Below are 14,952 nucleotides of genomic sequence, written 5' to 3' on the forward strand. Positions count from 1 at the left end.
GTTCTCTCGCTGTCTGTTCACTTCGGGAGGGAAGCGCATGGCCAAGCGCACCATGTCTGCGCCACCGGTGCTCTCCGGTTACAGCTATGTCCGGCCGCTGGGCTCGGGCGGTTTCGCCGACGTCTTCCTCTACGAACAGGATCTGCCCCGACGCGTCTCCGCCGTCAAGGTGCTTCTCGCCGACGCCGTGAACCCCGAGATCCTCCGCACCTTCAACGCGGAGGCCGACATCTCCGCCCGCCTCAGCGCGCACCCCGCGATCGTGACGATCTACCAGGCCTCGATCTCGTCGGACGGCCGTCCCTACATCGCGATGGAGTACTGCCCCGACAACATGAGCGCCCGCTACAAGCGCGGCCCGCTGCCGGTCGCCGACGTGCTCGACACGGGTGTGCGCATCGCCGGCGCGCTCGAGACCGTGCACCGTGCCGGGCTCCTGCATCGCGACATCAAGCCCTCCAACATCCTCGTCAGCTCGCTCGGCAGTCCGGTGCTCGCCGACTTCGGCATCGCCGCGGCCGTGCTCGATGAGGGAGAGTCCGACACGATCGCGATGTCGGTGCCGTGGAGCGCCCCCGAAGTGCTGCAGGAGAAGGTCTCGGGATCCGTCGCGAGCGAGATCTGGAGCCTCGCCGCCACCCTCTACACGCTGTTCGCCGGCCGCACGCCGTTCGAGGTCGACGACCGGTCGCAGAACTCCCGCGACCGCCTGACCCGCCGTATCGTGAAGGCGCAGTACACGCCCGTCCCCGTCCCCGGGTTCCCTCGCGGTGTCGACGAGATCCTCTCCACCGCGATGCAGCGCGACCCCGAGCGTCGGTTCGCATCGATGACCGAGTTCGCCGAGCGTCTGCGCTGGGCGCAGTACGAGCTGCGCATCGCCCCCACCGCCTTCGAAGCGGCATCCGCGGACTGGGCAGCCGCCTCGCCGGTCGACTTCTCGGATGCCGCCTCCCGCGGCCCCGTCGTCACCACCGTCGACCCCGCCTCTCGCCGCGCAGCGCGCGCGGCCGCGAAGGGGTCGGGCCCGCGTGAGGTCGACGCGCAGCCGGTCCCGAAGCGGGAGCGCTCGCCGCTCGTCGTCGGACTCATCGGCGCAGGCATCGGCATGGTCGCACTCGGCGCGGTCGGGGTCACCGTCCTCATGATGACCGGAGTGATCTGATGGCGATCGGTGACCGCAACCGCACAGCGACGCCGCCGCTCTCTCGTCGACGACTGATCGCCTCGATCGCCGGTGTCGCCGCCCTCGCGACGGTGGTGGCTGTGGCCGTCACCGCACAGGGCTACGAATCGCAGGAGGTGCCCCGCCTCGAGTCGTCCGTCTGGGTGCTGCGGGATTCGGGCCAGTACGCGCGGGTGAACACCGAGCTCGCCGAGATCGACACCGTGCGCAACGTCGACGCGCCCGATGCCGTCTGGCAGAGCGGCGCCGATGCGGTGCTCTACAGCCAGGGCTCCCGACAGCGCTGGGATCTCGACGCCGCGGCGCCCCAGAACCTCCTCTCCGACTCCGGCGAGGAGGGCACCGCGTCCGCGTCGGAGCCGACCCCCGCCGGCACCAGGGAGATCGTCTCGGCCGGCCCCTACGTCGCGTACCGCTCCGACACCGGGCAGGTCTCGGTCTCCACCCTCAGCGCGGGAGCAGCGACGGCCGTCGTCGACCCGTTCTCCGACGTCGAGGTCGAAGAGGGAGAAGATCCGCCGACCTACACCGCCGATGCGATCGGCCTGTCGCCCGACGGGATCCTCGCGCTGTACTCCGGCGACGAGGGCGCGGTGCGACGCTTCGACATCGATGAGTACGCATTCCTCGGCGACGCGCAGGCGATCGACTCGGCGCCCGACGCCGGAACCGACGTCGCCATGACCGTCGTGGGCGATCGCTGGGCGCTGCTGCAGCCTGGCGACGGACGGCTGTGGACGGGCGGTGGAGAGCCGCAGACTCTCGACATCGCCGACGATGCGGTCCTGCAGGCCGGCTCCGTCGAGGCGGAGAACCTGCTCATCGCGGACTCGGACGGTCTCGTCTCGGTGCCGCTCGCTGGAGGTGAGGCGACCCGCACGGTCGAGGCCTCCGGCGTTCCCGCCGTTCCGGCGTTCGCCGGCGGGGAGGCCTACGCCGCCTGGCTCGACACGGGCGCGGGAACCCTCTGGGCCGACGGGAAGTCCGTCGATCTCACCATGCCGGACAAGGCTCTCGAGTCCGGGTCGATCCGGCCGGTGTTCCGCAGCAACGGCGATCGCGCGGTGCTCTCCGAGGTGGGCACAGGGCTGATCTGGACAGCTCCGGAGGGCCGCCTCATCCCGCTGGACCAGTGGGCGGTCGAGAAGGAGACCGAGCAGGAGGAGGGCACGGTCGTCGTCGAGGACATCGCCGAGCAGATGCCGCCGGTCGCGGTCGACGATGCATTCGGCGTGCGCAGCGGTCAGCAGGTCATCCTGCCGGTGCTCTACAACGACCACGACCCGAACCGCAAAGACGTGCTCTCGGTCGATGCGGCGTCGCTCGGCGGTCTCTCGAATCCCGACTTCGGCGATCTCTCGCTCGTCGCGAACGGGCAGTCGCTCGTCGTCACCGTGCGCGCGGGGTCCGGGCAGGCCAGCTTCAGCTATTCGGTCACCGACGGGTCCGCCGTATCGGAACCTGCGACCGTCACGCTCACGGTCGTCGATCCTGCATCGAACTCGGCTCCCGTCTGGTGCGGTGTCGAGGCGTGTCAGCAGGAATGGCCGACACCGCAGCTGCTGCCGGGAGGCAGCACGATCGTCGCGGCGCTGTCGGGCTGGGTCGATCCCGAGGGTGACCCGTTCGTGCTCAGCGACGCCTACGAGACCGACGCGGCGGCACCGGTCATGGTCGTGCCGATGGATGACGGCCGCGTCGCGATCCGCCACACCGACCCGAACGCCGCGGATGCCGTGATCTCCGTGACGGTCGTCGTCCAGGACGCCCAGGGCGCGACGGCCGAGAAGGTCCTCGACGTGCAGGTGACCGCCAACCCCGCGCTCGTCGCCGCCCCGGTGGCTCTGAATGCGCTCGTCGGCGAGCCGCAGTCGATCGAGGTCGCGGATCATCTCTCCGGCGGATCCGGCTCCTACCGCCTGCTCGACGCCGTGCAGACGTCGGCCTCCGCCGACGGCCTCGAGGTGGCACCGAACACGGCAGCGGGCACGGTCGAGCTCACCGTCGCGCAGCCCGGCCAGTATGTCGTCACCTACACCGCGCAGGATGCGGTGACCCAGGCCGAGCGTTCGGCCGTGATCCGCGTCACCGCCGTCGACGGGTCCACAGCCCTCGCGATGGCACCCCTCACGGCCTTCGTCCGCGAGGGGCAGGACACGACGGTGGATGTGCTCCGCGGAGTGCAGAACAACACCGGTCGCGTGCTGCTCGTCTCGGGTGCCGAGAGCTCGACCTCCCGGCTCAACGTGGGTGTCGTGGGCAACGAGAGCATCCGCGTCAGCGGCACGACCGCCGACGGCGAGCCCGGCGTCATCGGCTCGGCGTCCGTCACGATCGCCGACGGCGCAGGAGGCGCCGTGAAGGGCACGGTGACGGTGTTCCTCACCTCGCCGTCGACCGTCACCAGACCCATCGTGTTCGCCGATGCCATCACGGTGCGCGCGGGGTCCCTCTCCCGCATCGCGGTCACGGCCAACGACGTCGCGCCCCGCGGCGAACCCCTCCTCGTGCTGCCCGAGGTGACCGGATCGGACCAGCCCGACGAGCTCGTCTTCGCCGACGGCAACGCGCTGCGGTATCTGGCCCCGAAGACCCCCGGCACCTATCGGCTCACCTACTCGGTCGCACTCGAGCGCAACCCCTCGCTCTCCGACAACGGCACGGTGCTCGTCACCGTCGTGCCCTCCGGCACCAACCGGGCGCCGACGCCGATCACGCTCGAGGGCCGAGTGCTCAGCGGTCAGACGGTCTCGCTCACGGTGCCCCCGACGGGGATGGATGCCGACGGCGACAGGGTCTCGCTCGCCGGCGTCGCGCAGCCCGGCTCGGGCAAGGGCACCGTGACCATCTCGCCCTCCGGCGACGCGATCGTGTACCGTGCTCCGGCGGGCGGAGTCCGCGACGGTCAGGTGAGCTTCGACTACACCGTCAGAGACACGCAGGGAGATCAGGGAACCGGCACCGTGCGGATCGGCGTCCTCGACGCCGCGATAGACGACACGGCCCCTGTCACGTTCAGCGACTACGTGCGGGTGCGCGTCGACTCGTCCACGCCGGTCGTGCTCGATCCGCGCGCCAACGACATCGATCCCGCGCAGGGCGAGCTCGAGCTCGTCGAACTCATCCCGAATGCGCCGACGGCGCCGGGCAACCCCCTCTACGCGCGCCTCGACCGGCTCATCGACGATCAGACCTCGCTGGATGACGGCCGCGTCGTGCTGCAGGCCGGAGACGTGGCCGGGACGAACTCGTACATCTACACCGTGCAGTCCACACGTACCGGGAGCACCTCGCAGGGACTCATCGTCGTCACCGTCACCGAAGACGACGTCGCCGATCAGCCGACAGTCGCCGACACGGTGCTCACCGCCCGCGACAGGGCAGAGCTCTCCAGCGGCGGGATCGATGTTGTGACCGACCGGGTGCAGTGGACCTCGGGCGACGTCGGTGCCCTCACGCTCAGCCTGTGGGGCGACCAGCCGGGATTCTCCGTGTCCGGCGACCGGATCACGGGCCAGGCTCCCCCCGAAGGCGCCCTCGTCCCGTTCACGCTCAGCGGCACCGTCGGCGGGCGCGACATCGTGGGGCACGGCTTCCTGCACATCCCGGCCTTCGACGACCTCCGTGTGCAGACCCTCCCCGGTGCCGAGCCCGTCGTGGTCGACGAGGAGGCCACGGCGCAGTTCGACGTCAGCGACTATGTCGACCTCTCGAGCTCCGATCCCTTCGACGTCGGCACCGACCTGAGCGCGCAGCGGGCCTCGGCGATCTGCTCGGCGACCGGCAAGACCGGCACGTACCAGTCCGGCACCGGCGCACCCTGGTCCGACACCTGTCTCGTGCCGGTGAGGCTCAAGGGTCAGCAGAGCTGGTCGTACATCGAGGTGCCGATCAGCATCCGCCCCGCCGCGCCGCAGGTGAACCTCGCGCCGATCGCGCAGACCATCGCGCCGGGTGCCGCTGCGACGATCGACATCTACTCGGGCATGGTCTCGTGGGAGGGCGGCCGCTCGGGCGACGCCTCGACGCTGCAGTACGGCATCGACTATTCGGGATCGGCGTTCACGGTCACCCGTGACGGCGCCGCCCTCACGATCGAGGCGCGGGCCGATGCGCAGCCCGGTACGCGCGAGGAGATCGCGGTGAGCGTCGCGGAGTACGGCGGCGCATCCTCGGCCATCCGTCTCGTCGTCGGCATCGCCCCGCCCGACGCCCCGCGGGGCGCGACCTTCACCCAGCAGTGCATCGTCACCACCCCCGGATGCTCGGTCGAGGCCGTCGGCATCGCCGGCGAGTACGACCCGTTCCAGGGCAAGGTGGGTGCCGGTCTCACCCTCACCTCGATCGGCGCCGGAGCGCGGTGCGACGTCGCCAGCGTCACCGTCGCCGGCAACTCCCTGGCCGTGAGCTGGCCCGGCGGTGGAAACGCCCCCGGCGGTCAGTGCATCATCCCGTTCGTCGTCAGCGACGCACAGGGACGAACGGGCACAGGCACCATGACGCTCGACCTGCAGGGCATCTCGCAGCCGCCCGCGAGCGTGACGACCGCGGCGTACACCCGCACAACCGTCACCCTCGACGTGCCCCTCGGAGAGGCCGCTCGCGCCCACCCCGCGGTGACCGGAGTGACGATCCTCCGCGACGGAGCGCCGGCGAATGCGGCCTGCACCCCGAACGCCGGGTTCTACCGTTGCACGGTGAGCGGTCTCGTGAACGGCGAGCCGCACGCGTACACGGCGGTCGCGGTGAACGCGGTCGGCTCGTCGACGCCGACCTCGGCCCACACGACGTGGGCGTATGCGGCCCCGGAGATCTCCGGCGCGGCCGCCGCGCCCGTCTACCGAGCCGGTGTCACGACGACGTCGCAGGGCGTCGCCTCGCTGTCGATCACCGCCGGCGACGACGCGGCCTCGTTCCGCATCGAGAACTCGGGGCAGGTCATCCCGCGATCCGGAGCCACCACCACGGTCGATGTCACGCTCCCCCCTGGTGCTCAGACCATCACGATCGTCCCGATCAGCCAGTTCCAGCCTCCGACAGGCGGCGGTAACGAGGGCGGGGCGTTCCAGGCGTCGGTGACCGTCGCCGGAGCGCCGATCATCGGCTCGGGCACGGCGGCGGCCGCGTCCTCGAACTCGTCGATCGCGGTCAGCGGCCCGACGTCGGCGAACGGCAACGGCAGCGCGCGCCCGATCACCATGAAGTACCTCGCCTGGCGCTCGGGCACCGCGACGTGCACGGCGAACCCCGACGGCACGCTCTCCGCGAACGCGGAGGTCATGTCGGACACGCCGACCCTGTCCGGACTCGAGGCGTACAGCACCTACAACGTCAAGGTGTGCGCGTCGAACGGCTACGGCGTCGCCGAGTCGTCGCCGGCGTCGGTCTTCGTGTTCCAGTCGATCGGCGGCCCGGGGGGAGATCTGACCTGGGCGGTGTCGAACACGTACGCACAGAGCGGCAACCGCTACTCCTACGGGCTCGCCAAGGCTCCGACGGTCGAGGCGCAGCCCAACTTCTCCCCGCAGTTCCGCGTATACGGCAGCTGGGAGGGCGGCTTCTCGCTCTCTCCCAACTCCGCACCGTCGAATGCGAAGGCGCGGACGTGCCATCAGACCTTCACGTGGGCGTGCTCGCCGGAAGTGGCCCTCACCCCGGCGTCCGGCAGCGCCCCGACCATGGTGACGGTCGACTTCGCGCAGTGCGTGCCCGCTCAGCCGCAGAACGTCGCGACGATCTCGACGGCGGCGAACGGTTCGGCGACCATCACCGCCAAGCCGCTCCAGACCGACCCTCTGCAGCCCGCGCGCTACGAGGTCGCGCTCACCTGGAAGGGCGCGTTCGCCACGCTGCAGCCCATCACGCGCACGATGGATGCCTGCCCGGTGCCCTGATGAGCCGCTGCCGTGATGAGAGTGCGAACCCCCTGCCCGCCCCACGAAGAAGGACGACGATGACCACGCCGGTTCGAACCCAGGGCCCCACGCCCAATACTGTTGCCGTATGCCCGCTTCTGCCGCCGCTCCCATGACCATCGCACCCGAACAGGCATCCTGGTTCGCCGAGACCTTCTCGATCCTCGCGGGGAACGTCGAGCAGGCCATCCTCGGCAAGCGCCATGTGGTCGAGCTCGTGCTCGCCGCCGCCGTCAGCGGCGGACACGTGCTGCTCGAGGACTTCCCCGGCACGGGCAAGACGGCGCTGGCGCGCGCGATCGGGCAGACCATCACCGGCACGAGCTCCCGCATCCAGTTCACCCCCGACCTGCTCCCCGGCGACGTCACGGGCATCACCGTGTACGACCAGAAGCAGGGCACGTTCGAGTTCCACGCGGGCCCCATCTTCGCGAACATCGTGCTCGCCGACGAGATCAACCGCGCGAGCCCGAAGACCCAGTCGGCACTGCTCGAGGTCATGGAAGAGGGAACGGTCACGGTCGACGGCGTCTCGCGTCCCGTCGGCTCGCCGTTCCTCGTCATGGCGACGCAGAACCCCATCGAGCAGGGGGGCACGTACCGGCTGCCCGAGGCGCAGCTCGACCGCTTCATGATCAAGACGTCGATCGGCTACCCCGACGGCGCCGCCACCATGCGCATCCTGCAGGGGGCATCGGTCGCGAAGCCCGAGCTGAACGGGATCGTGGGCACGGACACTCTTCTGACGATGGCGGAGATGGCGCGCGGGGTGTACGTCAATCCGCTGATCTCCGACTACATCATGCGCATCGTCGACGCCACGCGTCGCGCCTCCGAGGTGCGCCTGGGCGTCAGCGTGCGTGGCGCCCTCGCGCTCTCGCGCCTCGTGACGGCCTGGGCGGCGAAGTCGGGACGAACCTTCGTGACGCCCGACGATGTGCGCGATCTCGCCGTCGTCGCCTTCGCCCACAGACTGGTGCTCGAGCCCGAGGCCGAGTTCGACGGGGTCACCGCCGTCGCGGTGATCGGCCAGATCCTCCTCGACGTCGAACCTCCGCGCGAGAACGGCTCTGCGTGAGCTTCAACACCGAATCGCGCCTGACGCGCACCGCCGCACGCACGAGCACATCCACCCGCACCTCGACGGTGACGCGTTTCGAACGCACGCACCGGGGGCCTGTGCGGGGAGCGGTGTTCGGGGCGCGTCGGATGCTGCGCGCCATCGCGCGCGCGGCGAAGGGCACGTTCGCGTGGGTGAACGACACCGTCACCACCGCGGGACTGCTCGTCGCCGTGGCCCTCGTGCTGGGGATCGTCGGCGGTCTGCTGCTGGGCTGGGTCGAGGCGTGGGCGGTCGGGACGATCGCGGCGGTGCTGCTGATCGCGTGCGTGCCCTTCATCCTGGGTGCCCATGACTACAGCATCCGGCTGGAGCTCGGGCGCGACCGCGTCGTCGCCGGCTCCGACATCGGCGCGGTGCTCGACGTGCGCAACACCGGCACGAGACTCGCCCTCCCCGGCGTCGTCGACGTGCCCGTCGGCGAGGGCCTCGTCGAGGCGCACGTTCCGCTGCTGCGTCCCGACGGGCACCACACCGAGCAGCTGACGATCGCCGCGCATCGCCGCGGCATCATCGACGTCGGCCCGATGACGATCACGCGCGGCGACCCGATCGGCCTGCTGCGTCGCGAGCAGCGGTGGCCCGAGGTGCAGCGCATCCACGTGCACCCCGTCACCGTGCGCATCCCCAGCACGAGCGCCGGCCTGATCCGCGATCTCGACGGCACCCCCAGCACGAGACTGGTCGACGCCGACCTCTCGTTCCACGCCGTGCGCGAGTACGTCGTCGGCGATTCGCAGCGGCACGTGCACTGGAAGTCCACCGCGAAGACCGGCACGCTCATGGTGCGCCAGTACGAGGAGTCGCGGCACGCCCGCATCGCGATCATCCTCGATCTGGCGACCGACTCCTACGAGAGCGACGACGAGTTCGAGACCGCGGTGAGCGCCGCCGCATCCCTCGCGCTCCAGGGCGTCAGCGAGGGGCGGGACGTGCTCTTCGTCGTCAGCGACGAGATCCCCGAGCACTCGCGCAACGAGGTGCTCGCGATCCGCACGCTGCCGACGCTCACCCCGAAGGCGATGCTCGATGCCACATCGACCGTCGACGCCGCCGACAGCGTGATGCGCATCGAGGCGGTCACCGCCCTGACGGTGCAGTCCTATCCCGACCTGTCGATCGCGTTCCTCGTGACCGGATCGCGGATGCCGGTCGATCGGCTCCGCCGTTCGGCGATCGCGCTCCCTGCCGCCGTCGAGGCCGTGGCCGTCCGCACCGAACTCGGTCAGGAGCCGACCATGCGCACGGCGCGGGAGCTGTCGGTGATGACGCTCGGAGCGCTGGGCGACCTGCCGCAGATGCTCGCCAGAGGAGCGCTGCGATGAGCGCCGGCGCGAGCGCGCGGGACGCCCTCCGTCGTCTTCGCGAGCTCCTCTCCGCCCTCAACATCTGGGGCCTGGGCTACGTGCTCCTCGGCATCGGTCTGGCCACCTTCGCGGCCTGGCCCCTGTACGCCGCACCTCGCGCGCTGGTCGTCGGCATCGCGGGCGGGCTGCTCGGCATGCTCGTCGCCGTGGTCTCGCGTGTGCTCCGCTGGAACCTCCTGATGTCGGCGCTCGTCGCTGCCGGCGTCTACGTGGTCGCGGCCGCGCCGCTCGCCGTGCCCTCCTCCCTGACGTCGATCCCCGCCTTCTTCCTCGGCGTCCGCGACGCGGTGCTCGGCGTCGCGCTCGGATGGAAGCAGATCCTCACCCTGAACCCGCCGCTCGGCGAGTACCAGGCCGTCCTGGTGCCGCTGCTGGTCGTCATGCTGTTCGGATCCTTCGCGGCCACGCTGCTCGTGCTGGAGGCCGGTCGACGGGCGGCATGGGCGGTGGCCGTCGTGTCGACCATGAGCGTGTTCGGCATCGCCTTCGGGCTGATCGGCACGAGCTCGGCGATCACCCTGTGGGGTGTCGCCCTGCCGGCTCCGCGCGAATGGCTGCTCGGCATCTTCGTGTTCCTCGCCGGACTCGTCTGGCTCATCGGTCGCGCGCGGCTGCGGCGCGCGCAGGCGCTGCGCATCGTCGCCGCGCAGAACGTCACCCGCAGCGCCGCTCCGGTGTGGCTCGGCATCCGTCGCCATCTGCTCTCGGGGATCCTGCTGATCGTCGCGCTCGTCGCCGGCGTCGCCGTCGTGCCGGCCGCGGCCCAGTGGTCCGACCGGACGGTCCTGCGCGATGACGTCGAGCCGATGGTGGTCGTGCAGCGGCAGATCAGCCCGCTCAGCACCTACCGCTCCTGGTTCACGACGTCGATGCTCGACGAGCCCGTGGTCTCGATCTCGGGTGACACGGGCGATCTCGAGCGCATCCGCATCGCCACGCTCGACGCGTACGACGGAGAGGACTTCCACATCTCGCCCGACGACCGGTTCAGCCGCCTGCCGCGCACGGCGGCCCCCGGCGCGGGGCGGCTCTCGCTCGAATTCACGGTGGGCGAGGCCTACCGCGGCATCTGGGTGCCGGCGCCCCGCGGGCTCGCGCAGGCTCCGACCTTCGAGGGCGAGCGCGCCGAGAAGCTCGCCGACGGCTTCCACGTCGATGACGAGGGCGACACCGCCATCACCATCGCCGAGACGCCCGACGGGCGCGAGGGTCTCGAGCCGGGGGACCGCTACGGGGTGCTGGTGGACGCACCCGGCGAGACGCCGGCGCTGGCCGACGTGCGCGGGGGCGATTCGCTTCTCGACAGCGAGGCCTACCCGGCGCTCGCCGAGTGGGCGACCATGCAGGAGCAGCCGCGCACCGGTGCCGGCTATCTCGAGGTCATCGACCGGCTCAGGGCCCGCGGCTACCTCTCGCACGCCCTTCTCGAGGACGAACAGGCCGCAGGGTGGATCTCGTCTCTGAAGAGCGCGGGGGGATACTCCTTCGCCCCCACCTATGCGGGGCACTCCGCGTCGCGGATCGAGGAGCTCTTCACATCGCTCGTCGACCAGGAGCGACGGGCGGGGGAGGACGCCGACCCCAAGATGCTGGTCGCCGCGGTCGGCGACGACGAGCAGTTCGCCGTCGCGGCGGCACTTCTCGCGGAGCTCTGGGGCCTCGAGTCCCGGGTCGTTCTCGGAGCGCGTCTTCCCGCTGCCGAGGAGGTCCCCGGCATCCCCGCCTGCGACACCGAATGCACGGGCGCGAACATGACCGCATGGGTGGAGGTGCGGTCGTCGGGCAGCGACTGGACGGCCGTCGACGTCACGCCCCAGTTCGCGCTGCTGCCGAGCACGATCACCGAGGGGGAGCAGCTCCCCGAGCATCCGACCGTCCCCGAGCAGCTGCGCTCGGAGGCGCTCGATCCGCCTCAGGCGCAGAGCGATTCGCGCAACACCGATGCGCCGCCGGAAGAAGTCGATTCGGGCACCTTCGCCTCTCTGCTCGCCATCGCACGCGTCGTGGGGCTCAGTCTGCTCGCGCTGCTGCTTCTGGTGCTGCCGTTGCTGGTGGTGGTGGTGGCCAAGAACATCCGCCAGCGCTCGCGCCGTCTGGCGGGCGACCCGGAATCACGACTCGTGGGCGCATGGGAGGAGCTCGTCGACGTGTACGCCGATGACGAGCGCCCGACGCCCTGGTTCGGAACCCGCGTGCAGGCGGCGGCCGCCGTCGACCGCGAGGCGGCCACGCGACTGGCAGAGCTCGTCGATCAGGGCGTCTTCGCCCCGCACCCGCCCACGGAGGCGGACGCCGACGCCGCGTGGACGATCGTCGATGAGGAGCGCTCGGCGATCGCCGAGCGTCGCACTCGCTGGCAGAACGTGCGCTCGCGCCTGCGTCTGCGCTCGTTCCTGGCCCGGGTGGCGCCTCGACGCGCGCGCGCATCCTCGGACGATCGGCTCGCAGTCGGTACGCTCGCAGTGGCCGGCGCAGGCGCAGGCAGGCAGGAGGAAGACGGATGAACGAGGTCGCAGACCGGGTGCAGCTGGCGGTGGACGGGGCGGGGCCCGCTGTTCTCACGACGCTCGTCGCCGTACTGGGCGTGGGGGCACTCCTGGGCCTCGCGTTCTACGTCTGGTACGCGCTCGCGTTGTCGAAGCTGTTCGCGCGCCTCGGCGTCGAGGGCTGGAAGGGCTGGGTCCCGATCCTCAACGAGGCGACGATCCTCACGCTCGGCGGCAAGCCCGCGTGGAACGTCGTCTTCTACTTCATCCCGATCGTGCAGATCTACGGCCTCATCGTGAAGATCCAGGCCGTCCACGGCATCAACGGCCGCTTCGGGCGAGGGGCAGGATCCACGGTGCTCGCCGTGCTGCTGCCGCCGGTGTGGGCATCGATCCTGGCCTGGGGCGCTCCGCCCTACCCCGAGGGCGACAGGCTCGCCGCGCTGCAGCCCGGCCCGCGCCGTCAGGGCCAGCCGCAGGACGCGCCGCCGCACGATTCCTCGAAGGGCTATCTCGCCCCTCCGATCCTCCCGCCGGGCGGCGAGAGCGCACACGGCGAGCCGGCCTCGTTCGCCCCGGCTGCTCCGGCGGCTGCGGCTCCCCCCGCCTTCGTCTCCCCGCCACCGGCGATGCCGAACTTCGAGAGGCCGGCGACGGCGTCCACGCCGGCCGCCCCGCAGGCTGCGCCGACGTTCGCACCGCCGGCACCGCCCGCTGCCCCGGCCGCCCCACCGGCGGCCCCGACTCTCGCGACGCAGGCACCGAGTTTCGCACCGCCGGCACCGGCATCCCCGTCGGTCGCACCCGGGTTCCCTCCCGTGGATGCGCCCGCACCCGCGCCCGCATATCCGGATGCGCCGGTTCCCTCTGCCGTCGACGCCGCCCCGGCCTCCCTGATCGTCGGGGTGCCCGGCGTCGAGCGCGCCGAGCCCGCGGAGTCCGCTGCGCCTCCGGCGTCTTCTGCGCCCCCGGTGTCTCCTGCGCCCCCGGTGTCATCTGCGCCCCCGGTCTCTCCGTCGATCGCTCCGACCGCGGCGCATGACGTCGACGGCCTCCCCGGAGCGGCCGAGGAGGCCTCCGACCCCGTTCTGGAGACGCTTCCTCAGCCGCCCGCGCGAGCAGCGGGTGCGGCCGAGGAGCCCGCCGCGCCGACCACCCACGCGGGAACCTCCGACGATCCGCACGTCAGCGCCGGTTCGCTGCCCGATCGTCTGGGAGCGGCCCCCGCGCCCGACGCTCGCGCACCGCGATTCACTGCACCGGCACCCGTCCCGGTCGTCCTGCCGGTGCCGGAGCCTTCGCGCCCGTCACCCGCGTTCGCCGAGATCGATCCGCACACCGATGCGGAGATCGACATCGATCAGACCCTGTCCGGCGACGCCCCGCTGTCGCCCGCCCCGGTCTCGCCCGCCCCGGTCGTGAACACGTTCGATCCGCCGGTTCCGGTCGTGAACACGTTCGATCCGCCGGTTCCGGACCCGGTCGATCCGCCGGCCCCGGCCCCCGCCCCGGTCGTGGACGCGTTCGATCGACCGGCCCCGGTCGCCGACACGGTCGATCCGCCGGTACAGGCCCCCGCAACCGGCATCCAGCCCGTGCCGGTGGTGTCGGCCCCCCCGCTCACGCAGCCGCCGTCTCCGGTCGAGTTCGCCGCTCCCGGCGCGGATGCCGACGACGATGACGACGACTTCGAGGCGACGGTCGTCGTGTCGCGTCGACGCGGCGTGCGGCGGGTGCTCGTGCTCGACGACGGCCGCTCGTTCGCCCTGTCGGCGACGAGCGTCGTGATCGGTCGCAATCCGACCGGGGAGCCGGGCGAGCAGCGCCTGGCGATCGCCGACAGCACCCGCACGCTCTCGAAGACGCACGCGCGCCTGATCGTGCAGGCCGACGAGTGGCGCCTCACCGACCTGCACTCCACGAACGGCGTGGTGGTCGTCGCGGATGACGGCGCCGAGACGCTGCTCGATCCCGGTGAGAGCGTGATCGGCGCCGGACGTTTCGTCCTCGGCGAAGTCGGCATGCACGTCGAGGTGGGGACCGATTCGTGACAACCTCCGCTGTCGTCCTCAACGTCGCCGCACTGACCGACATCGGTCTGACGCGCGCGATGAACGAGGATTCCGTGCTCGCGGCATCGCCGGTGTTCCTGGTAGCCGACGGCATGGGCGGCCACGACGCGGGTGACAAGGCGAGCGCCGCCGTGGTCGCGGCGTTCGCGCCCCTGGTCGGCACCGAGGTGACCACCGCCGAGATCGGCGCGGCCCTCGCGCGCGCGAACGAGACCGTCGAGGCGATCGCCTCTCAGCACTCGCGCGGCGCGGGAAGCACCCTCGCCGCCGTGGCGCTGGTCGAGCACGACGGCATGCCGCACTGGCTCGTGTTCAACGTGGGTGACTCGCGCGTGTACCGGCTCTTCGCCAACGAGCTCGATCAGCTCACCGTCGACCACTCATTGGGGCAGGAGCTGGTCGACGCCGGGGAGATGCGGCCCGAAGACCTCGCCGGATTCGCCCAGCGCAACGTCATCACGCGGGCCATCGGAGCCTCCGACAACATCGCCGACAGCTGGCTGGTCCCGGTGATCGACGGCGAGCGGCTGCTGCTGTGCTCCGACGGGTTGAGCGGAGAGGTGGGCGACGAGAGCATCCGCGCGACCCTGACGATGGCGGGGCGCCCCGAGACGGCGGCCGCCGCGCTCGTGCGCCGAGCGAAGCAGTCCGGTGGACGTGACAACATCACCGTGATCGTGATCGACGTGGTCTCGGGCGGGCTGCGCGGGGGATCCGTCGACTCGACCGACAGCCGCCGATCCATGTCGATCCACACCGAGACGATGCTCGAAGGCACGACGGTTCCGGCGAGGGGGCGTCGCTGA

At 71.3% G+C, this 14,952-nt stretch carries 7 protein-coding genes; all 7 read left to right on the forward strand.

Translation table 11 applies throughout. From position 1 onward, the window contains the following. Positions 1-37 precede the first annotated feature (37 nt). The 7 genes from DXT68_RS02440 (at position 38) to DXT68_RS02470 (ending at position 14,952) form a co-directional block, all read left to right on the forward strand. On the forward strand, positions 38-1,165 hold the full coding sequence (locus DXT68_RS02440) for a serine/threonine-protein kinase (RefSeq protein WP_045254938.1): 1,128 nt from the start codon (positions 38-40) through the stop codon (positions 1,163-1,165). After that, positions 1,165-7,080 carry an Ig-like domain-containing protein gene (locus tag DXT68_RS02445; RefSeq protein WP_052677810.1) on the forward strand — a complete coding sequence of 1,972 codons (5,916 nt, stop codon included), beginning with the start codon at positions 1,165-1,167 and terminating at the stop codon, positions 7,078-7,080. Before DXT68_RS02440 ends, DXT68_RS02445 begins: the two co-directional genes overlap by 1 nt. 133 nt (positions 7,081-7,213) lie before the next feature. Continuing rightward, a complete protein-coding gene (locus tag DXT68_RS02450) occupies positions 7,214-8,179 on the forward strand; it encodes an AAA family ATPase (protein ID WP_045255009.1) in 966 nt (321 codons plus the stop codon). Further along, positions 8,176-9,546: a DUF58 domain-containing protein gene (locus DXT68_RS02455; protein ID WP_045254937.1), complete on the forward strand. Its 1,371-nt coding sequence runs from the start codon at positions 8,176-8,178 to the stop codon at positions 9,544-9,546. The genes DXT68_RS02450 and DXT68_RS02455 overlap by 4 nt, the downstream gene beginning before the upstream one ends. Further along, positions 9,543-12,092 carry a transglutaminase domain-containing protein gene (locus tag DXT68_RS02460; RefSeq protein ID WP_045254936.1) on the forward strand — a complete coding sequence of 850 codons (2,550 nt, stop codon included), beginning with the start codon at positions 9,543-9,545 and terminating at the stop codon, positions 12,090-12,092. Before DXT68_RS02455 ends, DXT68_RS02460 begins: the two co-directional genes overlap by 4 nt. Next, positions 12,089-14,125 carry a DUF5684 domain-containing protein gene (locus tag DXT68_RS02465; RefSeq protein ID WP_115760440.1) on the forward strand — a complete coding sequence of 679 codons (2,037 nt, stop codon included), beginning with the start codon at positions 12,089-12,091 and terminating at the stop codon, positions 14,123-14,125. Before DXT68_RS02460 ends, DXT68_RS02465 begins: the two co-directional genes overlap by 4 nt. Then, positions 14,122-14,952 carry a PP2C family protein-serine/threonine phosphatase gene (locus DXT68_RS02470; RefSeq protein WP_045254933.1) on the forward strand — a complete coding sequence of 277 codons (831 nt, stop codon included), beginning with the start codon at positions 14,122-14,124 and terminating at the stop codon, positions 14,950-14,952. Before DXT68_RS02465 ends, DXT68_RS02470 begins: the two co-directional genes overlap by 4 nt.

This window comes from Microbacterium foliorum (genome assembly GCF_003367705.1).
Classification (GTDB): domain Bacteria; phylum Actinomycetota; class Actinomycetes; order Actinomycetales; family Microbacteriaceae; genus Microbacterium; species Microbacterium foliorum.